Consider the following 21,409-nt stretch of genomic DNA (forward strand, 5'->3'; position numbering starts at 1 on the left):
GGTTGGTACGTTGACGGAGGACCAGCAAGATGCCTTGACAGTGCCTGCGGGGGATCCTAGCTTCGGAGAGCGCTCTCTCCCCCCATGGACGTCGAGCGCCCGTCATGCACCCTCACCGCACCTTTCCGGCTCCTTCCCCCACCCGATTGGAAGCCATGAGGTCCTTCACCCTGCGGTCGCCGCTCCGGTCCCCGGTTCCGCGACCCCCTTCGCGCGCCCGCTCGCACTCCGCCTCCGGCAGGCTGCGCCGGCGGTTGACCGGCCTCGTCGCGGCCCTGGTCACCGCCGGAGCCCTGATCACCGGCACCACCGGCCAGGCCCAGGCCGTGGACACCCCGCTGTCCCAGGGGCGGCCGGTCACCGCGTCCTCGGTCGAGAACGCGGCCTACCCGGCCGGGCTCGCCGTCGACGGCAACGGCGGGACCCGCTGGTCCAGCGCGGCCGCCGACAACCAGTGGATCCGGGTCGACCTCGGCGCCAACGCCGTGATCAACCGCGTCGTCCTGAACTGGGAGGCCGCGTACGCCAGCAGCTACCAGCTCCAGGTCTCGGCCGACGGCACCAACTGGGTCACCGTCCGCAACGCCACCGGCGCCGCCGGACAGCAGACCCTGGACCTCTCGGCCACCGGCCGGTACGTCCGGGTCTTCGCGACCGCGCGGGCCACCGCCTGGGGCGTCTCGCTCTGGGAGTTCCAGGTCTTCGGCACGGTCGGTACGCAGGCGGTGCCGCCCGGAGCGGTCCGGGTCGCGGAGTTCCTCGCCGAGTGCCCCTACAGCCACCGCCTGCCGGACGATCCGATCGTGCTGCCCGGCCTGCCCGGCGGCTCGCACATGCACAGCTTCTTCGGCAACAACGCCACCGACGCGTTCTCCGACCTCGGCCGGCTCGAAACGTCCGGCGGCACCTGCAACCCGGTGACCGACGTCTCCTCCTACTGGGTGCCCACCCTGTACGCGGACAACGTCCCGGTCGAGCCGACCGGAACCACCTTCTACTACCTCGGGGAGGGCGTCCGGGACGACGTCATCGCCAACACCCAGCCGCTGCCCCGGGGCCTGCGCATCGTCGCCGGCAACGCCAAGGCGACCGGGCCGGACGACAACACCATCTCGCGCTGGTCGTGCCTGCACGCCGGCGAGGTCAACCCGTCCCACAACTTCGTGAACTGCCCGGCGGGCACGATGCTGGAGTCGTACCTGGACTTCCCGCAGTGCTGGAACGGCAAGGACCTCGACTCGGCCGACCACAAGAGCCACATGGCGTACCCCGTGGGCGGAGCCTGCCCGGCCACCCACCCGGTGCCGGTGCCCAAGCTCCGCCAGGTGCTGCGCTACCCGGTGACCGGCGACCCGTCGCGGCTGCGGCTGGCCTCCGGGCCCGGCTACACGATGCACGGTGACTTCTTCAACGTCTGGCCGGCCGCCGAGATGGAGCGGCGCGTCCGCGACTGCATCAACCCGATCGTGAAGTGCGGGGCCGACGGGCGTCCGTGACGACCCGGCAGTACCCTTCACCGGCCCGGGCGGGACGGCGCAGCCCTCCCGCCCGGGACACCGCCGTCCTTCCGGAAGGGCCTCCGATGAGAAGAGCGTTCGTCGGCGCGGCGGTGGCCTCGCTGGCCGTCTGCGGCGCACTCGCCGCCGTCGCGGTTCCCGGCGCCGGCGCGGAGCGGGCACCCGCCGCGGCCGCGACGGTGTCCCGCCAGGCCCCCGGAGGTGCGGCGGGCGCGGGCCCCGGGGCGGCGGCCGGCACCGGAGGCCCTGGAACGGACGTCGCCTCGACCCCGGGGTCGGCGTTCAACCCTACGGACCTCGCCTGGCTGCAGCTGGCCGCTCCGATGACCGAACAGGCTGTCCGAATGGCCCAGTTGGCCACCGTCAGGGCAGCCTCACCGGACCTGCGCGAGCTGGCGACGGCCGTCGCCGTCGCCGACGGTGCCGAACTGGCCCGCCTGCAAGCGCTCCTGGTGGGGGCCGGCGCCGACCGGGCCCGCCCGCACGAGGGCCACGACATGCCGGGCATGACCACCGCGGCCGAGTACGCCGCCGCGGAACAGGAGAGCGGCGCGGCCTTCGACCGCCTGGTCGGCGGCTACCTGCGCGAGTACCTGGAGCAGTCGGTCCGGCTCGCCGACTCCGAGGGCGCGGCGGGCAGGGAGCCGGCCACCCGCGAGCTGGCCGCCGACGTCCGCCGCAACCGCGCCGCCGAACTGGCCCGGCTGACGCCGTAACCGGCGGCCCTCGGCCGGCCGAGCACCTCGGCGGTGCTGCGGTGGCGGGGTCGTCGGCGGGTGCGGTCCGCACGCATCAGGGCAGGATGCCCGTCAGGGCCGGTCGAACCAGGCGAAGGCGGAGATCCGCCAGCCCTCCGGGGTGCGGACGAACTGGATGGTCTTCGTCCCCCCGCCCTCGAACGGTCGGCCGTCCGCGATCCCGGCCTTGCGGTACTCGCCGAACCTGGACGCGATGTCGCCCACGATCTCGGTCCGCTCGGAGGTCTCCCACTCGGCGAACTCGACCAGCCGGCCGTCGGCGAGCAGGGCTTCGCGCGGTGCGACGAACTCGTCCACGGAGTAGACGGTGAAATCGGGGCCGGTCTTGACGATCACGCCGCCCGGGACGACCAGCCGGCGGATCCGGGCCACGTCGGCGGGCTTGCCGCCCCGGTTGTCGAAGGCGCCGTAGAACTCGGCGGTCACCGCGTCGATCTCGGTCTTGGACATGGCGCGACAGTAACACCGCCGGGCCGACGGCGAGGTTCGGTTGCCGGGAACGGGCACCCGGCCCCCAGAAGCCGGCGCCCGGCGCCCGGCACGACGTGGGCCGTCGGCAGAGGAGCGGAAACCCTCGCTGATTTTCTGTTATCGACGCGCCCCAGGTCCGGACTCCTCCTGTGGGACGTGCATTCCGGTGCGTCCCCGCGGCCCGTCCCGGCGGGCCGCCGCGACCGGGAGCGAGAGGCACCATGTGCACGTTCGAGCCACGCCCGACCGGAGGACCGGCATGAGCACCACCCCCCGACCCGGCCACCCACCGGCGCCCGACACCGTGTCCGCCCCGCCGCCCGCCCTGCGGCTGGTACCCCCGCCGGGGGCGCCGGCGCCCCGGGCGGCCCAGCCCCTGCCGTTCACCTCCTACCCGAACCAACCTCCCGTCGGGCCGGCGGAGGCCCTGCTGCGCGAGGCGCTGGAACGAGTGCTCGCCCTCGCGGAGCGCTGGGAGGAGACCGAGCCCGACGCGCCGCACACCGTCGCGCTCTGGGACGCGCTCGGCTGACCGGCCGAGAAGGAGGAGGAAGGGGTGCGGTCCGGACGTCCGGACGCCCGCGGTCGCGCCGGGCACCGGCGACGCCGTGGGATGCCCGGGGACGACCCCCACCCATGCAGGTTTCTGTTATCGGCATACCGCGGATCGGCACTCCGACTGTGGGATGTACATTCCGGTCCGTCCGGCGGTGCGCCGCGACGAGGAGCGAGAGGCACCATGAGCACATTCGAGGACGGCGGCCTCACCGCGGCGAAGGTCGCGGCGGCGCAGCGGGGCGACGGTGCGGCGCTGGACGAGCTGTCGGCGTTCTGCCTGCCGTTGGTCTACAACATCGTCGGACGGTCACTGGGCCGGCCCGGGGAGGTGGACGACCTGTCGCAGGAGATCCTGCTCCGGGTCGTCGCCGGGCTGCCGCAGCTCCGCGATCCCTCCGCCTTCCGCAGCTGGCTGGTCGCGGTCACCGTCCGGCAGGTGCGCTGGTACCGGGCCGCGCAGGTGGAGGAGGTGCCGTCCGCCGCCCTGGAGGAGGTGGCGGAGCAGGCCGATCCGCAGGCGGACTTCGTGGACCTGTCGATCCTGCGGCTGGGGCTCACCGGCCAGCGCCGGGAGGTGGCGCTGGCGACCCGCTGGCTCGATGCGGCCGATCAGGAGCTGCTGGCGCTGTGGTGGCTGGAGGCCGCCGGTCAGCTCGGGCGGGCCGAACTGGCGGCGGCCCTCGGGCTCTCGCCGGCGCACACGGGGGTGCGGGTGCAGCGGATGAAGCAGCAGCTCGACATCGCCCGTTCGCTGGTGCGGGCGCTGGAGCGCCGGCCGGTCTGCCCGGAGCTGGCGGCGCTCGCCGAGTCCTGGGACGAAGTCCCCTCGCCGCTCTGGCGCAAGCGGCTGGCCCGCCACACGCGGGACTGCGCGCAGTGCACGGCGGGCGCGCGCGGGCTGATACCCGCCGAGGGTCTGCTGGCCGGGCTGGCACTCGTCCCGGTACCGACCGCGCACCCGCTGCCGTTGCCGCTGACGGGCAGCGGCGAGGCTGGCGGCACCCCGCCCACGGAGCACGGGCCGGGGCCGGACCAGGGCGCGGGCATGGACCAGGGCGCGGGCGCGGACCAGGGCGGGGGCGCGGACCAGGGCGCGGGTGTCGGCGCGAACCCGGCGCACGGCGGCGGAGCGGGCAAGGGCCCGAGCGTCGGACGGCGGGCGGCCCGGCACGGCCGCCGGGCCCTTCGCGCGGGCGGCCGCGGCCGCGCCACGGTGAAGAGCGTGAGCCTGATGGTGGGCGCGATGGCCGCCGTGGCGGCGCTGGGTGTGCTGGCGGCGAGCCTGAGCGCCGCCGATCCCCGTCCCGCCGCCGTCTCCGCGCCGGCGCTCGCCCCGGCCCCCACCGGTGACGCGCCGTCGGCCGCCGCGTCGGATCCGGCCGTTGCCGCCGCGCAGCCGTCCCCCTCCCCCTCCGCGGAACCGAGCGCCGCCGCCACCTCGGCGCGGCCCACCGCGACGCCCTCGGGCAAGCCGGCACCGTCCGCCGCCGCCACGGCGGCCGTCGCCCCGGCGCCCGCCGCCCAGCCGGTCCGCGGTGCCAAGAAGGGCGTGTCGACCTGGGCCTTCGACGGCGTGGGCACCGCGCTGACGGGTTCGGGAGCCTCCTGGTACTACACCTGGGGGCCCGACCACCCGGGCATCGCGGCGCCGGCCGGCGTCGACTTCGTCCCGATGATCTGGGGCTCGGCGGCGGTCGGCAACGGCTCGCTGGCCAAGGCCACCCAGCAGGGCAGCAGTACCCTGCTCGGTTTCAACGAGCCGGATCTCGCCGCGCAGTCCAACCTGACGCCGCAGCAGGCCCTGGACCTGTGGCCGAAGCTGATGGCCACCGGCCTCAGCCTCGGCAGTCCGGCGGTCGCCTACGGCGGCGCCGATCCGGGCGGCTGGCTGGACCAGTTCATGCAGGGCGCCAGGAGCCGCGGGTACCGGGTCGACTTCATCGCCCTGCACTGGTACGGCTCGGACTTCCGGACCACCGAGGCCGTCGGGCAGCTCCAGCGCTACCTCCAGGCGGTGCACGACCGGTACCAACTGCCGGTGTGGCTGACCGAGTACGCGCTGATCAAGTTCGCCGGCGGCACCAGCTTCCCGACCGCCGATCAGCAGGTGGCCTTCGTCAAGGCGTCGACGGCGATGCTGCAGGGGCTGCCCTACGTCCAGCGGTACGCCTGGTTCGCCCTGCCCGCCACCGAGCCCGGGGCGACGGGCCTGTTCCAGCCCGGGGGCGCGCCGAACGCGGTCGGCTCCGCCTACGCCGCCGCGGGGCGCTGACCGCCGGCGCGCGGCGGCGGTCCGGGGTGCCCGGGCCGGGCAGGCCGCCGGCACGCGGAGCCGGCGGGATCGCGTCCGTGGTCGGAGTGCCAGGGCGGGCCGGCCCCTGGTGATCCGCTCGCGCGGGCCGTCGGCGTCCGGAGCCGGGCGGCCGGGGCCCTGGTGGCTCGTCAGCAGTTCCACCAGGGCCGCGCCCTCCGCCGGGCGCCCGGCCGGATCGGCGGTCGGCGCCCGCTCCCCGGCACCCGCGAGGGCCGGGCCGAGCGCCCGTACCGCCATGAACGCGGCGGGCTCCGGTCCGGTGTCGACGGTCCGGCGGTTCACCGCTCCGGTGCGCCAGCCGCGAACGGACCCGCTCCGTGCGCCGGCGCCGCGCGCACCCCGCTGCACGCCCAGGGGCGCGGACGTCGCCCAACCACCGGCGCCGTCCTGTCCACGGCCCCGGTCTGCTGCCTCACCCCTCCCGCCTCACCCCTCCCCTGCGCACGGTGAAGCCGATCGCTCAGCTGTGCTATTTTTTGTGAGCAATCGTTCAACTACGGAGGACGCGATGGGGCGCAAACAGCTCTGGGACCAGGACGAGGTGCTGGCCTCGGCCATGCGGCTCTTCCGCCACCGGGGGTACCAGGGCGCCTCACTGCGGGACATCGAGGAGGCCACCGGGCTGCACCCCGGGAGCCTGTACCGGACGTTCGGGAACAAGGACGGGCTTTTCCACGCCGCACTCGACGCCTACAACGAGCGGGTGGTGCGGGGCCGGGTCCGGGTCCACCTGCTGGAGCCGGCGGACCCACTGGCCGGCATCCGCTCGTTCTTCACCTCGGCGGTGGAGACCGGCGCCGAGCCCGACCCGGGCTGCCTGCTCACCAACACCGCCGTCGAGTCCTTCGCCCTCCCCCAGGCCGCCGCCGGCGTGCGGCACGGCCTGGCGGCGATCGAGGACGGCTTCGCCGACGCGCTGACCCGCGCCCGGCACCGCGGCGACACGCCGCCCGACCTCGATGTCGCGACCACGGCCGTCCACCTGCTCGCGCTGTACCAGGGCCTGCTGGTGCTCGTCCGGGCCGGCCGCCCCCGCACCACACTGCACAGCGTCACCGACGGCGCGATGGCGTCGATCGGCTCTCTGAGGACCCCACGGAAGCAGGACGACCATGAGTGACACCCAGCGGCTCTGGACCGACTACGCCGCCTGCTGGTCGGCCGACCCCGCCGACCGGCTCGCCGCCCTCGGCGCGGTCGCGGTGGACGAGGTCGCCTATCGCGACCCCGGCACCGAGGTCGGCAGCCTGACCGACCTCGCCGCCTACATGGCCGGCTTCGCCGGCGCCTTCCCCGGCCACCGGTTCCGCATCGACGAGGTGCTGGAGCACCACGACCGCTCCCTCGCCCGCTGGACCCAGCTCGACGACCGGGGCGCGAGCGCGTCGGCCGGCATCAGCAGCGCCCGCCACCACGAGGACGGACGCCTCGCCGAGATCACCGGCTTCTTCCTCCCGGCCTAGAAGTCAGGGCCGGCACCCGTGAGCGTCAGGTGATCACCGGCCCGGCCGGCCTGCCTGCCTGCCTGCCTGCCTGCCTGACCTGCGGTTGCGCAGCGCGGCGGATCCACGCCGTTCACGTACACACGGAGCACGGTCACGAGGGTGTCCGTCCCGGTCGGAGACGACCGGGACGGACACCCTCGTGCCGTCTCCGCCGTCACCCCCGCCCCTGGGGGCCGGCGGTTCTCGGTTCGCCAGGGCCAGGCGCTCCCGTCGGGGCGGCCGGGACGGCGGCGACCACGGCTCGTCAGCCACCCGGCTCCTGCTCGGCGAGGTGGCTCTCCAGCGTCACGTTCAGATCGGCGACGAAGGCCTCGAAGCGCTGGAGCAGTTCCGGCGGGTAGCCGGCCATCGCGGCGTCCAGGCGGTGACCCAGCGGGCCGAAGAACTCGTCCGCGCGTTCCTGGATGTGCGCGCCGCTGCGCAGGGTGACGATGCGCCGGTCCGGGTGCTCGCGGGAGCGGGTGATGTGCCCGGCGCCTTCAAGGCGGTTCAGGAGCGCGGTGGTGGCGCCCGTGGAGAGGGCGATGCGCTCGCTCAGGCGCGCCGGCGAGAGCGGGGTCCCGCGTTCTTCCGCGGCGGCGATCTCCAGCACCGCGGTCGCGTCGGTCGAGTGCAGGCCCAGCCAGGCGGCGAAGCGTCGGCCGAGCTCGGCGTAGTGACCGCCGTAGATCCTCAGTCCTTCGATCAGCCGCTCGCGCTGCGCCGCCACACCGTCGCCGGTCGGTCCCGCCATGGAGGCCCGCCACCTTTCTCGCCTGCCGCGCGGTCCGCGTCGGCGGCCGCTTTGACAACCTACCGCCCCCAGTTTACCTTCACCATGGAATTACTTCATGATGGAGGTATCAAGCGTGCGAGACCCGTCCCCCACCACCAGCTCCCGTGAGACCGCCGGCCCCGGCGAGAGCTCCGGCCCCGGCGGAACGACCGCCCCCGGCGAGACCGCGGGCCCCTACCGGTGGCGCTGGCTGATCCTGGTGGCGATGCTCGTCGCGGAGGTCATGGACCTCCTGGACGCCTCGATCGTGAACGTCGCCGGCCCCGCCCTGGAGGAGTCGCTCGGCGCCGGCCCCGTCGGCCTGCAGTGGGTGATCGGCGGATACGCGCTCACCCTGGGGGCCGGGCTCGTCCTCGGCGGCCGGCTCGGCGACCGCTACGGGCGCCGACGCATGTTCCTGATCGGCCTGGCCGCCTTCACCGCCACCTCCCTGCTGTGCGCGCTGGCCCCGACCATCGAGACCCTGATCCTGCTGCGGCTCCTGCAGGGCGCCGCAGGGGCGGTCCTGCTGCCGCAGGGCCTGGGCCTGCTGCGGGAGAACTTCCAGGGACCGGAACTCACCAAGGTCTTCGCGGTCTTCGGCCCGGTCCTCGGCCTCGGCGGCATCATCGGCCCGGTCCTGGGCGGATTCCTCGTCGAGGGCGACTTCCTCGGCCTGGGCTGGCGGTCGGTGTTCCTGGTCAACGTGCCCGTGGGGGTCGCGGCCCTGATCATCGCCGTCAGGTTCGTGCCGAAGAAGCCCGGCCACCCCGGCGTGAGCGTCGACACCCTCGGCGCCGGGCTGGTCGCGGCCGCGTGCGCGCTCCTCGTCCTGCCGCTGAACCAGGGGCAGGAGGACGGCTGGCCCCTGTGGACCTGGCTGTGCCTGGCCGCCTCGGCCGTCGCTTTCGCCCTGTTCGCCCTCCGGCAGCGCCGGATGTCCGCAGCCGGTCGCGACCCGCTGGTGAGCCCGGGCCTGCTGCGCAAGCCCGCCTTCACGGTCGGGCTGGGCGGCATCGCCCTGTTCTTCGCCGGGCTCGTCGGCACCCAGCTGGTGCTCACCCTCTATCTCCAGATCGGCCATCACTTCACCGCCGGCGACGCGGGGCTGGGCAACCTGCCGCTCGCGGTGGGCACGGCCGTCGGCGGCGCCCTGAGCGGTGCCTTCCTCGCGGACCGGATCGGCCGGGCCGTCCTGCAGATCGGTCCGCTGGTCCAGCTCGCCGGCGCCGCCCTGCTCTGGTTCCAGCTCGACGGCCGCTCCCCGGCCTCGTTCTCGGTCTGGGACATCGCCGCGGGTGTGGCCCTCTCCGGAGTCGGAGCGGGCCTGGTGATCGCCGCCCTGTTCGGCTTCGTCCTCGCCGCGGTGGACGACGACGAGATCGGCTCGGCCTCCGGGGTGCTGTCCGCGGTGCAGTCCATCGGCGGTTCGATCGGCGTCGCGGTCTTCGGCTCGGTCTTCTTCGCCCGGGCCAAGAGCGCCGACTTCACCGGTGCCTTCCACCACGCCCTCGCCGTCCAGGGGTGCCTGCTGGTCGCGTTCCTCGCCGTCACCCTCCTGCTGCCCCGCCGGGCACGCCCCGAGGACGAGCAGCACGGTACCGGCGGCGCGAGCCCCGCCGACCGGGAGCAGGCCGCCGTGTGACCCCACGCGCCCCGGGGCCGCCCACGCTGAGCAGGCGGCCCCGGGGCGCGCCCGGTCCCGGCCGGTCGAGGACCGCGCAGGGCCGGGCCGACGTCAGGTGGTCGCACCTGGCCGCGCCCCGCGCGCCCGTCAGCCGCTGCCGCAGGGCGGGCAGGGTGCGCAGCGCTCGATCCGTTGTCGTGGACGACCGGACCGTACGGTCCGGTCGTCCACGTGCCGGCGGAAGCGACAGCGGTGGCCGCATTCACCGCCCGGAAGGTGAACTGCCGGTCGGCGCCGTGTGCTCAGCCGCCTTCGACGGCCATGGTGAGACGGATGACGGTGCCGTTCTCCGCGCTGGTCCGGATCTGGACCAGGTCGCACATCTGCTGGACGAGCCAGAGGCCGCGGCCGCCGACCTGGTCGAGCGTCGGCCTGATCCGGCCGGCCATCGGGTCCGCGATGAACCCGCCGTCGCGGACCTCGCAGATGACCCGGCCGTCCTCGGCCCAGGTGCGCAGCGTCCCGCCGCCCGCGTACTTGATGCTGTTGGCGGCGACCTCGGTGACGGCGACGAGCAGGTCCCGCAGCCGGTCGCCGGGCAGACCGTGCCGGGCGGCGCAGAGGGTGACCCGCTCACGGACCGCGGCGAGGGCGCCGGCCGAGAAGACCAGCTCCTCGTCCGGGTCGCAGGGGTCCCCGAGGGCCTCGAACGCGTACGGCACCTCGGCGTACCCGGCGACCGGAACCGGCCCGTCCTGGCCGAGCAGCAGCGGATGACAGCCTTGCAGCGCCTCCAGGGTCCCGTCGGAGACGGCGCCGGTGTCGAACGGGCAGAGCAGCCACCACACCGGGGACTCGGCGAACGCCCGGTTCAGCAGCCATTCGTGGTACCGCAGCTCGGCGCTCTCGGCCCTGGTACGGCCGGACCACCGGTTCTCGCTGATGGCGCGGACCGGTCGCCCCGACCGGGCCACCTTCTCCATCCAGGACTGCCAGACGGGGATCAGCCGCCCCGGGTTGCTGCTGATCTCGCCGGTGTCCAGGAAGGCAACCCCGTCCGCGCTGCCGGCGTCCGCGAGCGCTTCGCGCAGCAGTTGCTCGCGCGGGCCCGAGACCGCGACCACGACCGTCTCGCCCGCGCCCAGGGCGTGCTCGACGAACGAGACGGTGCCGGTCAGGAAACCTTCCTCGTCGGCGTAGGGGAAGAGGATGTGCCGCAGCCCCGTCTCCGGCGCGGGAACGGCAGCGGAAGCTGTGTCGGGGTGGTTCACTGCTTCAACTCCACGGGGATCTCAGGGCGCTCGAACCCGAGCAGCGACCAACTGCGACTCAGGGTCGCGTTGGCATGGTGGAGTTCGATACGGCGGTCCGGCAACCCGCGGGCCACCCCCGCCAGGGCCGTCAACCCGGCACTGTCCATGAATTCCAGATCCCCGCATTCCAGGTGCAACACCGGTGCCGACCTCAGCAGCTCGCCGAGCGCCGTGCGGAAGGTCTCGGCACCCTCCGTGTCCACGACACCGCTGACACTCCACCTGTCCCGGGACGCATGGAACAGCCGGAATGCCGGGCCGACCGGTCCTCTGCCCAGATGCTGCGGATGTACTCCGGCGACCTGGTCGACGGCTTCCGGGGTCAGCACCGCCCGGGTGTAGCGGCAGACGAGGATCGCGCCGCTGTCGGCGGCCAGGGCGTCCAGCCTCAGTTCGTACCGGGCGAGGACGTCGGGGCGGGTGTCGGCGCCGGCGAGACCGCTCAGGTCCGCCAGCACCCGCAGGGCACGGAACCCCTCCCGGGCGGCACGCTCCGTTCCCTGCCTGACCTCTCTGAACAGCGCGTCCCAGGACACGGGGCCGCGCGGCGCCCCGCCGGTACCCCCGAGGACCAGCACCATGTCGCCGAACAGCTCGCCGTCCGCAACGAAGGCACGCGCCGGCCCGGCCGTGTCCTCACCCGGACCGGCCATCCAGCAGATGTGGTCCCCGACGTCGACCGGATCGAGCGTCGCCACACCGCGTGCTGTCCTCACCCCGGCTCCCTCTTTCGCCCCGCCCTCGTCAGGCCCACTCTACTCGTGCCCGATCATGCGGTTCCTACGCTCACGCGTGCACCGGGCCGGGCCACGGGCCGCCCTCGTGGCGCCGGGTGGGGGGGTGAACCGGTCAGCGTTCCGAGCATCCGGCGGCCGGCTTCGGGGGACGGCCGGAGCGCACGGGCGGATCTCCCGCGTGCGGTCGGCCGGGCGAGGAGCGCCGCCGGTCGGACCGGCGGCGCGCAGGCGGCCAGGACCGGTGGACCACCGGAACCGGTCGGCCCCGGCGGCGAAGTCCCGCTGGAAGGCGCCGCTGTCTTGAGCGGTGCCCCGCTCCACCGGGTGCTTCCCGCTGGTCGGGGGCCGGTGGTCCTGGGCGGCGGCCGGGGGTGCGAAACGCCCCCGCCGGGACGCCGCGCAGACCCTCGGCCGCCCCCCGGAGGGAGCCTAGGAGGATTGGCGCGGCGGTGTTTCACCCTCCGTGCAGACATCCTTGGCCTGCCGCGCAGTCCTACGCTCCGGACTGCCGGCGCAGCTGGGTGGGGGTGATGCCGTAGGCGTGGCGGAAGCTGCGGTTGAAGGCGGCGGCGCTGGCGAACCCCCACCGGGCGGCGAGGGCGTACACCGGCAGGTGGCGGAGCCGGGGGTCGGCCAGATCCGCGTGGCACCTGCCGAGCCGCCGATGACGGATGGTGGCGGCGACGCTCTCGCTCCGGCCTTCGAAGAGCTGGTGCAGGCGGCGCAGCGAGATGTTGTGCCGGGCGGCGACGGCCCCCGGGGTCAGATCCGGATCACCGAGGTTCTCGTCGATGAAGTGGGTGATTCGCGCTCGCAGGGTGTCGGCCAGCAACTCGGGCGGGAGACGGGCTGCGGTGTCGAGGTGTTGTGCCATGAGCGAGGTGAAGAGGTCCGTGGCGATTCTCCCCAGGCGACCGTGGGCGTCCGCCGCCAGTTCGTCACCGTGCGCGGCCAGTGACGAAAGGTACTGGGCGAGGACCGCTCCGATGCCGGAATCCACGGGCATCGGGCGGGCCAGCAACCGGTCGATCCTGTTGGACAGGGTGTGACTGATGTCCGCCTTGGGGATCTGCAGGATGGTCGATCGCACCGGGGCGCCGTCATCCCTGGCTCCGGATTCGTAGGGGCGGGAGGTGTCCCACAGCACCATGCCGCCGGTGACGAGTCCCGATTCCGAGCCTTGCTGGCTGATCCACATCGGGCTCCCGGTCACGACGGCCAGGTGGTACTGCTCCGGATCTCCCCACCGTATGAGACCGGGGGTGCGGCGCGACCGCAGCGGCGTGTACGAGAAGGTCGACAGTTGCACCGGCCCGAGGTCGAGGACGGAGGCATCCGCCGCGAAGTCCCCCGGCCGGTCGTGGATGATCTCGGTGGGCGAGATGGCGCGCCCGACGAGGTCCGCGAACCAGTCGAACCGTTCTTCTCGCGACACGTCGGCCGAGGACTGCGAAAGCATCATGCGGCATTCCCCCTGGGAGTTCGGGTCGTCAGTGATCGCCGCGAGGGCGTGCCGGCCAGCCGGCCCGGGCGCCCGGGCCGGCCTTCCCTCAGTCTGCTGTGACCCGCAGGGCGGCGAGGACGACGGAGCCGTCGGCGGAGGTCGCGAGGACCCGCCCGGAGCGGTGCCGGAGGGTCAGGGCGTCGCCGTGCCGGCGGATCCCGACCGCCGGCGGGTCGGCGTGCGGGAAGGCCACGGTGGCGGACGGCGCGGCGGCCGGGCCGCTGCCCGTGTGCACCAGGAGACCGGAGCCGTCGGCGTGCGGGACGGTCAGCGCCCAGTGGTCGCCGTCCACCGCCGGGCCGCCGGGGGCGACGCCCTCGACGGTCAGCTCGGGCGCCGGCCGACCGGCCTCGGTGGTCCGGCGGAGGGTGGTGGTCCGCGCCGGCTCCGCGCCCGGCCCGTCGGGGAGGGTGGCGATGAGCAGTCCGCCGGTGGCGAGCACCGCCGAGGCGACGGGGTCGGCCTCGGCGTCGTCCAGTCGGCGGCGGGAGCGCAGCTCCCAGCCGGGCAGGTCCCAGCGCCACAGCTCGGTGAGCGGCGAGCCGTCGGGCAGGGTCGAGACGACCACGGCCGCGCAGCCCCCGGCCGTGCGGGCGATCCGGCCCACCAGCTGCTGCCCGCCGCCCAGTTCGCGCCAGACCAGGCTCGGCCGGGGGGTCAGGGTGTCCAGCACCGAGATGCCCTCCTGGTCGGCGGTGATCAGGTGACGACCGTCGAAGGACGGCACGAAGTGCGCGGCCGGCAAGGTCGCCCAGGGCCGGACGGCGCGGGTGGCGAGGTCGAGCCGGGCGACCTCGCGCACCCGTCCGTAGCCGGCCACCAGGAGCGCGCTGCCACCGTGGTCGGCGAGCACCAGGCGGTCGGCCGGCACGTCCCAGCGGGCCCTGGTGCGTCCGTCCGCGGCGAGCAGCCGCACCCCGGCGTGCCCGCAGGCCACCAGCACCGACCCCGACCCGAGCAGGGCGGCGTCCAGCACCGGCAGCGTGCCGGGCCGGTCCGGGGCGGTGTGGACGGGCGTGGTCCCGGCGGCGCGGGCGCGCGCCCGGGGCCGGGGCAGGTCGGCGACGGCCAGCGGGTCGGCGCGACGGCTGAGCCGGTCGAACAGGACGGTGTCGCTCCGGCCGCCCGGGTTGTCGCCGAAGCCGCCGTCCCGCACGGCGGCCCGGGCGGCCGCGGTGGCGAGTTCGCGGTCGGTGGCCGGGTCGGCGGCCGGCAGGTCGGCGAGGGCCATGGACAGCGCGGAGCGTCCGGTGTGCCGCCCGTCCCCCTCACCGGCCAGCAGCGCGAGGGCGAGCCCCTTGGTCGACTCCCCCGCACCGAGCGCCAGCAGGTGGGGCAGCGCCCGGCCCCGGGCCGGGCCGCCGAGGGCCACCGCGTCGCGCAGGTCGGCGGCGACCGTGGGGCGCAGGGCCTCGTCGGGCCAGACCGCCTCGACGGCGCCCAGCCGGTCCCCAGCCTCCCGGCAGTGCCGCGCCCAGGCTAGCCGCAGGTCGCGGGCCTCCTGCGGGTGGCCGGCGGTGAGCCGGTCGACGGCGGCGGCGAAGGCTCCCCGGCGGTGCGCCGTCCGGATCGCGCGCTCGTGCTCGCCGGCCCGCCACCAGAGCCGGACCACCAGGTCGGCGGCCAGCTCGCGGCCCTCGGCGAGTTCGGCGGCCTGCGCGGTGCGGCCGTGCCGGTCCAGCAGGGCGACCGCCTCGGCCGGCTCGTTCAGCAGGTCGGCGAGGACGAACGCCGCCTCGTCGACCCGGCCTTCGCGTTCCAGGGACTCGGCGGCGCCGCGGTAGAGGGCGGACAGGTGCTGGTGGACGGTGGGGGCGGACAGCGGCGAGGCGCCGCCCGGGCCGGCTGCCCCGGGGGTGGCACGCAGCTCCCCCGCGTAGCGGCGCGGGAGGGTGAGCGAGAGCCAGGGCCGCTGGGTGCCGGGGGTGTCCCCGGCGACCCGGACGGCGTCGCGCAGGGCGTCCTCCCAGCGGCGCTGCTCGAAGGCGCGGGTGAGTTCGCGCAGGTAGCGGGCGTGCCGGCCGGCCACCAGCCGCCCGGCCGGGCTGCGCATGGTCAGGCGGGCCAGCAGGTCCGCCAGCGGCGGGCGACGCCACCGGCGCCCGGCGGCCGGGGCCGGCCGGCCGGCCGCCCCGGGAGTGCGGGCGGCGCCGGTGGCGCCCGCGGTGCCGGCGGTGCCGGCGGCGCGACGGCGGGCGGCGGACAGCCCGACGGCGATCGCCACGACCAGCACGAGCGGGTTCGGGCCGTGGTCGCCGAGCAGCCGCAGGAGCCAGAGCAGCCGCAGGAGCCAGAGCAGCCCCAGCAGCCCGGCCAGGCCGAGCAGCAGGGCGGCCGCCGGCCGGAGGGCCGTGAGGCCGCGTGCGGCCTGCCGGGACAGCGCCGCGAAGCCGCCCGGCCACCGGGAGGACCACCGGCGGCCCGCTCCGTCAGGGGCGTCCTCGGTGAGCCGGTGGGCCCGCTCGCTGCGGGGGCCGATGCCGGCCGCCGTTCTCAGGTCGGGCCGCGGGCGGGGCGGCAGGGCCTCCAGGACGGCTTCGGCCGTGCCGCCGTCGGCGGGGCCGAGCGGCCGCGGGCGGTGCAGGGTGAGGCCGGTCAGGTCGAGCCAGCCGGCCGGGTCCAGCAGGGCCAGGCCGGAGATGCGGTGGGTGAGCGTCCGCCCGCCCACCGGGTGCACCAGGTGGCCGGGCTCGGCCGGGGAACCGTCGGCGAGGTGGGCGCCGAAAGCGAGCAGGGCGCCGTTTCCCGCGCGCCGCAGCGGCAGCCCCGGGGCCCGGTCGGCCCTGGCCACCACCGGCTCGGCCAGTACCAGCAGCCAGCGGCCGTCGGGGAGTTCACGCAGCTCGGCGCCGTCCCGCCAGTGCGCCAGGACCCGCTCGGCGGCCTCGGCCGCGCCGATCACGGGAACGTCGAGGACGAAGCCGGCGGCCGGGGTGGTGCCGGACGCCGGAGCTGGGGTGGCGTTCAATCGTCGCTCCCGATGAGGTGGTGGATCCGGCCGGTGTGCGCGTCGCCGATCACGATCCGGCCCGGCCGGGTCTCGGCGGCGATCAACGGCAGGCTCGGGTGGACGGCCGGCGGGGTGGGGCCGCCGGAGAAGCGGCTCAGGGTGCGGACCCCGTCGGCGCGGACGGCACGCACCAGGCGGCCGGCGCGGGTGCAGGTGATCAGGCTCGGCGTGCCGCCGTGGTGGACCAGGCCGATCACGTCGGCGTTCTCCCGGAAGGAGAGGCCCGTAGGTGTACCCGTGCCGGTCCGCAGCTGCCAGGTCCTGCCGTCCTGCGACCAGCCGACGGTGGCGCCGCTGTGCACGAGATGGCGGGCGCCGGCCGCCTCGGGCGGCAGCGGCCCGCTGAAGAGGCGGGGCTCGCGGAAGCGGTCGAAGGGGAGCCGCTCCTCGGCCCCCTGGGCGCTCTCCCCGTCGTCGGTGACGGCGCCGTCGGGCGCGATCCGCCACCAGCGTCCGGCCAGCGGGAGCAGCAGGTCGTCACCGCCGCGCAGCAGCGGCAGGACGGGCCGGGTGAGCAGGGCGGCCGGCAGCCCCCGGTCGACGCCGAAGGCGCTCAGGTCCGCGGTGAAGCCGCCCGGCTCGCCGCCGCGTCCGCCGAGCCGGCGGCCGCTCACGTAGGGGGCGAGGCGGTCGCCGTCGGCGTAGAGGGCGATCAGTCGCCGGCCGATCCGCCCGGCGGCGATCACCGGGCCGGGCAGCCGGTGGCGCCGGGCCCGGACCGCGGTGACGTGGGAGTTGTCGCCGCCGGGCAGGTTGACGGCGAGCAGGGTGGTCGGGCGCGGGCCGCGGGCGAGCAGGGTGCGGGCGTCGCCGGTGAAGGCGGGCAGGGCTCCCCGGGGGACGTCGGCGGGCAGCTCGGCCACGGTCGGTGCGGCCGCCCGGCGGAACTCCGCGCCGCGCAGTGCCCGTACCGCGATCCCCGCCGCGGGCAGCGGCAGTTCGGTGCCGGCGCCGTCGAGGCGCACGGTGACGTGGGTGGCACCGGCGGCGGACCAGCGGCTCGGCTCGCCGGTGAGCACCCGGGCGCGGGCCGGGAGCAGTCCGGCCAGCCGGGGGGAGGTCAGCAGCCACACCCGGTCGTCGGCGTCGAGGCTCTGCTGCGCCCGCCGCACGTCCTCGGGGGTGGGGTCGGCCGGGCGGCGGGCCTCCAGCCAGGCCGGCAGCAGCTCCGCGAGGTCACCGGTGAGCCACCGGCCGGCCGGGTCGCCGAGCACGCCGACGACCAGTTCGGTGCCGCGGGCCGCCGCCCGGCGGTGCAGGACGAGCAGCGCGGCGAGCTGGACCAGCCGCCCGGCGCCGGCCTGGAGGGGGCCGGTGTCGACCAGCGCGACGACCCGGCCGCGGGCCGCCGGAGTTCGGAACTCGGTTGCGAAATACAGCAGTTCACCGTCGACCAGGCGGCGCAGGAACTCGTCCGGGTAGGTGTCGGCGAGCAGCCACTCGGCGGGCAGCAGCTGGTCCGGGCGGCCGGTGCGGGCGAGGCCGCCGAGGCCCTCCGGTTCGCCGAGGCCGTCGGTCAGCGGCTCGTGCTCGCCGACCAGGGCGTCCAGCCGGCGCAGCAACGGGCCCAGGGCGGTGGCGAGTTCGGGGGTGAGCGGGGCGAGAGTGGCGGCCCAGGGGGCGAGGGCGGCGGGCAGACGGGCGGTCGTCATCGGGCGGCGCTCCCGGTGTACGGCTCCAGGGCGGCCGCCGTGGCGGGTGGTGGCGGGTCGGCGACCAGGGCGTGGCCGGGGACCAGGACGCAGAGTTGGCCGTCCGCGGCCCCGAGGGCGCGGCGCCAGAGTGCCGGGGCGGGCCCCGGGCGGGCGGTGGTCGGGACCAGCAGACCGGCGTCGAGGCCGAGGTAGCGGGCGCCGTCGGCCCACGGCAGGTCGCCCTCGGCCCCCAGCACCAGCAGCAGTCGGGGGGCCGAGGGCAGGGCGCGACGGCCGTCCGGGAACGCCGTGGCGTCGGCGGGCGGCTCGACCGGGCCGGGGCCCCGAACGGCACCGGGCACCCCGGAGGCGGCGAGCACCGGAACGGCGCCCGGCGGCTCGACGGCATCGGGCGGCTCGACGGAATCGGGCATGGGGCCGTCGTCGGTGAGGACGGCGAGCCGGGCGCCGCCGAGCAGCCGGTCCCGGGTGGCGGCGGCCAGCGCGGGCACGGTGTCGCCCACCGCCAGCACGGCGGTGGCCGACAACGGCGGCTCACGGCGCTCCCAGCGCAACGCGAAGGACGGCGGCCCGGGCGGTGGGCCGGGCCGCGGGCCGGGCGGGTTCAGGACGTTCACGAGGGCGCGACCGCCGCGACCAGCTCGGCGCGTATGCCGGCCAGCGCGGCCGGCAGGTCGGCCGGGTCGAAGCCGGCGTCGATCTCCCGCAGGGCCGCCTCCAGCCGCAGCCGTGAGTCGCGCCCGGCGGGGAGGCCGCGGTGATCGGCCAGCAGGGCGGTACCGGTGCGGGCGATCCGTTCGGCCCGGGCGGCGGTGCTGCGGGAGAGCTCCTCCGCCGCGTGCGCCAGGCTGCGGTTGGCGGCCTTCTCGATCAGGTCGGCCAGGGTGTCCCGGGCCAGCGCCTGGGTGTCGGCGGTCGGGGCGATCAGCGGTAGCACCCACAGGTCGCGCGCGGAGGCGGTGCTACGGCCGTCCAGTACGGCGGCGGCGGCCACCAGGTTCTGCGAGCGCACCGCCCGCCGGTCGCTGACCGGCACGCCGGCCCCGCGCAGCCGGCGCAGCGCGGCCGCGACCAGCGGGGTCACCTCGTCCAGGTCGCAGGTCCGGGCGGCGGCCGCCAGCCGGTCCACGGCGGCGAGCAGGCCGGCCGGGCCGGCCGGGCGGTCGGGGCCGGCCTGGGTCGGCGCGGGACGCCGGCCCTCCTCCAGCAGTTCCTCCAGCCTGGCGTCGGCGACCGGCTCCACGAACACGCGGGCCAGGAAGCGGTCGGCGAAGGCGGCCAGGGCGGGGTCGTCCGGCAGGTGGTTGGCAGCGCCGACGCAGACCCGCAGCGGGCTGGCCAGCACCGTCCGGCCGCGGCGGAAGACCCGCTCGTTGAGCAGGCCGAGCAGCGTGTTGAGCACCGCCGTCGATCCGAGGAACACCTCGTCCAGGAAGGCGACGTCGGCCTCGGGGAGCATCCCGGCGGTCTCGAACTCGACTCGCCCTTCCCGTAGTTGACGCAGGTCCACCGGGCCGAACAGCTCGTTCGGCTCGGTGAACCGGCCGAGCAGGTACTCGAAGTAGCGGCCGTCGAACTGCGCGGCGACCCGGCGCACCGCCTCGGACTTGGCGGTGCCGGGCGGCCCGACGACCAGCAGGTGCTCCCCGGCGACCGCGCAGAGCGTGACCACCTCGGCGACGCTCTCACGGTCGGTGATGCCCCGCCCGGCGGCGGCCACGGCGGCGGCGACCAGCTCGGCGTCCCCGGCGGGACTCGTCGGGGACGCCGGGCCGGTCGCGGCGGGGTCGGTGGTCGGGTGCGTGCTGGTCTCGGTCACGAGCACCGGAGTCTACGGCGGCCGCACCGCCGCCCACCAGCGGGTTTCGGCGGCGGTGCGGCCGCCGTAGCGGGAGGATCACCGCCCGGCCGGCGACCAGCCCCGCGGGCGGCCGCTCGTACGCGAGCGGCGCCTCGCCGATCCCGTCGGTCTCGACCTGGACCTCCACGGCGCCGACCCTGGCGAGTCCGGCACCTCGATCGGTTCGGCGCGGGTCCCCCGGGACGGGGCGGCCAACGAGACCTCGTGGGGCAGGGCACCGAACCCGACCGGGAGGGCGCCGCCGGTCAGCTCGCCGGGCCTGCGCCGCCGGGCCGTCAGACGCCGGCCGGGACGCGGACGACGACCGCCTCCCCCGTCCGGCTGTGGCGCTCCTCCCAGGTCTCCAACGCGCTCCGGCTGGCGTGGTCGAGATGGCGCAGGCCGGTCAGGTCCAGCTGGACGGTCCGGCCGGTGGGCAACTTCTCCAGCGCGTCCAGCAGCCGGGGCAGGCGCAGGAAGGTGGCGTTGCCGGCCAGCGTCACCCGGACCGTCCCGTCCGCGCGCTCGTCGACGTCCACCTGGAGGTGCGAGGTGTCCCAGGCGCTCTTCAGCACGGAGAGCAGCAGGCCGAGCAGCACGCCCTCGAAGAGGTTGGTCACGACCACGGCGACCGCGGTGACCACCAGGATCAGGGCCTCGCCGCGATGCTCCCGCCAGAGCGGGACGAGCGCCCTGGCCGGCACCAGCTTGGCCCCGGCGTGCACCAGGACGCCGGCCAGCGCGGCGAGCGGGATGACCGAGAGGACGGCGGGGAAGAAGGCGGCGAACAGCAGCAGCCAGAGGCCGTGCAGCACGCGGGAGGCCTTGGTCCGCGCCCCGGCCTGGACGTTGGCCGCGCTGCGGACGATGACGGCGGTCATCGGGAGGGCGCCGAGCACGCCGCAGACGGTGTTGCCGACGCCCTGGGCGATCAGCTCCCGGTCGTAGTGGGTGCGCGGGCCGTCGTGCAGGCGGTCCACCGCCGCGGCGCTGAACAGGCTCTCGGCGGACGCGATCAGGGCGAAGGCGAGCACCGTGCCGAGGACGGCGCCCTCGCCGAGCGCCGCGAGGTCCGCGCCGCCGGGCAGGTCGACCACCCCGGCCAGGCCGGCGACCTGGACCTTGCCGACGGAGAGGTCGAGCAGCGCGGTGACGGCGGTGGCCGCGGCGACGGCGGCGAGCGGCCCGGGGACGATCCGGGCCCGGGCGGGCAGCCGGGGCCAGAGCACCAGGACGGCGACGGTGCCGATGCCGACCGCGGCGGCGGTGAGCGCCCGCGGTGAGGCCGCGCTGTCGGCGAGCAGGCCGGGTAAGCCGGCGAGCTTGCCGAGTCCGCTGCCGGGCGCCTTGGCGTCGGCCAGCGCGTAGAGCTGGCCGGAGATCAGCACCAGCCCGATCCCCGCCAGCATGCCCTGGACCACCGACACCGAGATGGCGCGGAACAGCCGCCCCAGCCGAAGGGCGCCCATGGCGAGCTGGAGCAGCCCGGCGGCGGCGGTGATCACGCCGAGGGTGGCGAGCCCGTGCTCCTGGACGGCGGCGAACACCAGGACGGTGAGCCCCGCGGCCGGTCCGGACACCTGGAGGCTGCTGCCCGGCAGCAGCCCGGTGAGCAGCCCGCCGACGATGCCGGTGAGCAGGCCGAGTTCGGCCGGGACGCCGGAGGCGACGGCGACCCCGACACAGAGCGGCAGCGCGACCAGGAAGACGACGAGCGAGGCGGGGAGATCGGCTCGCAGGGCGGCGAACCGGTGTGCGCCGGGCGAGCGGCCGGCGGCGGGCCGCAGGGCTGGACGACGGGTCATCGGGTCCTCGGTTCGGTGGTGCGGACGGAGGGCAGGGGCCG

At 76.0% G+C, this 21,409-nt stretch carries 17 protein-coding genes; 7 read left to right on the plus strand and 10 right to left on the minus strand.

Features of this window, described 5'->3' with window-relative positions; all coding sequences use genetic code 11:
• The first annotated feature begins 155 nt into the window (after positions 1-155).
• Positions 156-1,496, plus strand: coding sequence for a DUF1996 domain-containing protein (locus J2S46_RS01095; protein WP_268255712.1), 1,341 nt, complete (start codon positions 156-158; stop codon positions 1,494-1,496).
• 86 nt (positions 1,497-1,582) lie between these two features.
• Positions 1,583-2,233, plus strand: coding sequence for a DUF305 domain-containing protein (locus J2S46_RS01100; RefSeq protein WP_191291888.1), 651 nt, complete (start codon positions 1,583-1,585; stop codon positions 2,231-2,233).
• Between the two features lie 93 nt (positions 2,234-2,326).
• Here the strand turns inward: J2S46_RS01100 and J2S46_RS01105 are convergent, their stop codons facing one another.
• A complete protein-coding gene (locus J2S46_RS01105) occupies positions 2,327-2,725 on the minus strand; it encodes a nuclear transport factor 2 family protein (RefSeq protein WP_191291887.1) in 399 nt (132 codons plus the stop codon).
• A 280-nt stretch (positions 2,726-3,005) separates the two neighbouring features.
• On the opposite strand from J2S46_RS01105, the gene J2S46_RS01110 reads away from it, so the two are divergent.
• The 4 genes from J2S46_RS01110 to J2S46_RS01125 all read left to right on the plus strand — a co-directional run bounded on the left by J2S46_RS01110 (position 3,006) and on the right by J2S46_RS01125 (position 7,081).
• Positions 3,006-3,278 carry a hypothetical protein gene (locus J2S46_RS01110; protein ID WP_191291886.1) on the plus strand — a complete coding sequence of 91 codons (273 nt, stop codon included), beginning with the start codon at positions 3,006-3,008 and terminating at the stop codon, positions 3,276-3,278.
• Positions 3,279-3,485: 207 nt separating this feature from the next.
• Entirely contained in the window at positions 3,486-5,576 is a 2,091-nt protein-coding gene (locus J2S46_RS01115; protein ID WP_191291885.1) for a sigma-70 family RNA polymerase sigma factor, read from the plus strand.
• A 550-nt stretch (positions 5,577-6,126) separates the two neighbouring features.
• Positions 6,127-6,738, plus strand: coding sequence for a TetR/AcrR family transcriptional regulator (locus J2S46_RS01120; RefSeq protein WP_191291884.1), 612 nt, complete (start codon positions 6,127-6,129; stop codon positions 6,736-6,738).
• Entirely contained in the window at positions 6,731-7,081 is a 351-nt protein-coding gene (locus J2S46_RS01125) for a nuclear transport factor 2 family protein (RefSeq protein WP_191291883.1), read from the plus strand. Before J2S46_RS01120 ends, J2S46_RS01125 begins: the two co-directional genes overlap by 8 nt.
• 286 nt (positions 7,082-7,367) lie before the next feature.
• Here the strand turns inward: J2S46_RS01125 and J2S46_RS01130 are convergent, their stop codons facing one another.
• The gene (locus J2S46_RS01130; protein WP_191291882.1) at positions 7,368-7,856 is read right to left on the minus strand and encodes a MarR family winged helix-turn-helix transcriptional regulator; all 489 of its coding nucleotides are present in this window, start codon (positions 7,854-7,856) and stop codon (positions 7,368-7,370) included.
• Between the two features lie 115 nt (positions 7,857-7,971).
• Between J2S46_RS01130 and J2S46_RS01135 the strand changes: the two genes are divergently transcribed.
• Positions 7,972-9,522 (plus strand): MFS transporter, encoded by a 1,551-nt coding sequence (locus tag J2S46_RS01135; RefSeq protein WP_370882157.1) that lies wholly within the window; start codon positions 7,972-7,974, stop codon positions 9,520-9,522.
• A gap of 284 nt (positions 9,523-9,806) precedes the next feature.
• On the opposite strand, the gene J2S46_RS01140 is transcribed toward J2S46_RS01135, so the two are convergent.
• The 8 genes from J2S46_RS01140 to J2S46_RS01180 all read right to left on the minus strand — a co-directional run bounded on the left by J2S46_RS01140 (position 9,807) and on the right by J2S46_RS01180 (position 21,368).
• Positions 9,807-10,775 (minus strand): anti-sigma factor RsbA family regulatory protein, encoded by a 969-nt coding sequence (locus J2S46_RS01140; protein WP_191291880.1) that lies wholly within the window; start codon positions 10,773-10,775, stop codon positions 9,807-9,809.
• Positions 10,772-11,533: an MEDS domain-containing protein gene (locus J2S46_RS01145; protein ID WP_191291879.1), complete on the minus strand. Its 762-nt coding sequence runs from the start codon at positions 11,531-11,533 to the stop codon at positions 10,772-10,774. The genes J2S46_RS01140 and J2S46_RS01145 overlap by 4 nt, the downstream gene beginning before the upstream one ends.
• 514 nt (positions 11,534-12,047) lie before the next feature.
• Positions 12,048-13,016, minus strand: a complete 969-nt coding sequence (locus J2S46_RS01150; protein WP_191291878.1) for an AraC-like ligand-binding domain-containing protein — start codon at positions 13,014-13,016, stop codon at positions 12,048-12,050.
• Positions 13,017-13,104: 88 nt separating this feature from the next.
• The gene (locus tag J2S46_RS01155; RefSeq protein WP_191291877.1) at positions 13,105-16,026 is read right to left on the minus strand and encodes a bpX6 domain-containing protein; all 2,922 of its coding nucleotides are present in this window, start codon (positions 16,024-16,026) and stop codon (positions 13,105-13,107) included.
• Positions 16,023-17,720 (minus strand): hypothetical protein, encoded by a 1,698-nt coding sequence (locus J2S46_RS01160; protein WP_191291876.1) that lies wholly within the window; start codon positions 17,718-17,720, stop codon positions 16,023-16,025. Before J2S46_RS01160 ends, J2S46_RS01155 begins: the two co-directional genes overlap by 4 nt.
• Complete coding sequence (locus tag J2S46_RS01165; RefSeq protein WP_191291875.1) at positions 17,717-18,340, minus strand: bpX5 domain-containing protein; 624 nt, start codon at positions 18,338-18,340, stop codon at positions 17,717-17,719. The genes J2S46_RS01160 and J2S46_RS01165 overlap by 4 nt, the downstream gene beginning before the upstream one ends.
• Positions 18,337-19,542: an AAA family ATPase gene (locus tag J2S46_RS01170; protein WP_229912995.1), complete on the minus strand. Its 1,206-nt coding sequence runs from the start codon at positions 19,540-19,542 to the stop codon at positions 18,337-18,339. The genes J2S46_RS01165 and J2S46_RS01170 overlap by 4 nt, the downstream gene beginning before the upstream one ends.
• A gap of 317 nt (positions 19,543-19,859) precedes the next feature.
• Positions 19,860-21,368 carry a SulP family inorganic anion transporter gene (locus tag J2S46_RS01180; RefSeq protein ID WP_191291874.1) on the minus strand — a complete coding sequence of 503 codons (1,509 nt, stop codon included), beginning with the start codon at positions 21,366-21,368 and terminating at the stop codon, positions 19,860-19,862.
• Positions 21,369-21,409 lie beyond the last annotated feature (41 nt).

The organism is Kitasatospora herbaricolor, from assembly GCF_030813695.1.
GTDB lineage: Bacteria > Actinomycetota > Actinomycetes > Streptomycetales > Streptomycetaceae > Kitasatospora > Kitasatospora herbaricolor.

What these genes read in the sequence shown, in the direction of transcription:
- J2S46_RS01095 (WP_268255712.1), top strand. Translation starts at nt 156, where the DNA reads ATGAGGTCCTTCACCCTGCGGTCGCCGCTCCGGTCCCCGGTTCCGCGA.
- J2S46_RS01100 (WP_191291888.1), top strand. Translation starts at nt 1,583, where the DNA reads ATGAGAAGAGCGTTCGTCGGCGCGGCGGTGGCCTCGCTGGCCGTCTGC.
- J2S46_RS01105 (WP_191291887.1), bottom strand. Translation starts at nt 2,725, where the DNA reads ATGTCCAAGACCGAGATCGACGCGGTGACCGCCGAGTTCTACGGCGCC.
- J2S46_RS01110 (WP_191291886.1), top strand. Translation starts at nt 3,006, where the DNA reads ATGAGCACCACCCCCCGACCCGGCCACCCACCGGCGCCCGACACCGTG.
- J2S46_RS01115 (WP_191291885.1), top strand. Translation starts at nt 3,486, where the DNA reads ATGAGCACATTCGAGGACGGCGGCCTCACCGCGGCGAAGGTCGCGGCG.
- J2S46_RS01120 (WP_191291884.1), top strand. Translation starts at nt 6,127, where the DNA reads ATGGGGCGCAAACAGCTCTGGGACCAGGACGAGGTGCTGGCCTCGGCC.
- J2S46_RS01125 (WP_191291883.1), top strand. Translation starts at nt 6,731, where the DNA reads ATGAGTGACACCCAGCGGCTCTGGACCGACTACGCCGCCTGCTGGTCG.
- J2S46_RS01130 (WP_191291882.1), bottom strand. Translation starts at nt 7,856, where the DNA reads ATGGCGGGACCGACCGGCGACGGTGTGGCGGCGCAGCGCGAGCGGCTG.
- J2S46_RS01150 (WP_191291878.1), bottom strand. Translation starts at nt 13,016, where the DNA reads ATGATGCTTTCGCAGTCCTCGGCCGACGTGTCGCGAGAAGAACGGTTC.
- J2S46_RS01160 (WP_191291876.1), bottom strand. Translation starts at nt 17,720, where the DNA reads ATGACGACCGCCCGTCTGCCCGCCGCCCTCGCCCCCTGGGCCGCCACT.
- J2S46_RS01180 (WP_191291874.1), bottom strand. Translation starts at nt 21,368, where the DNA reads ATGACCCGTCGTCCAGCCCTGCGGCCCGCCGCCGGCCGCTCGCCCGGC.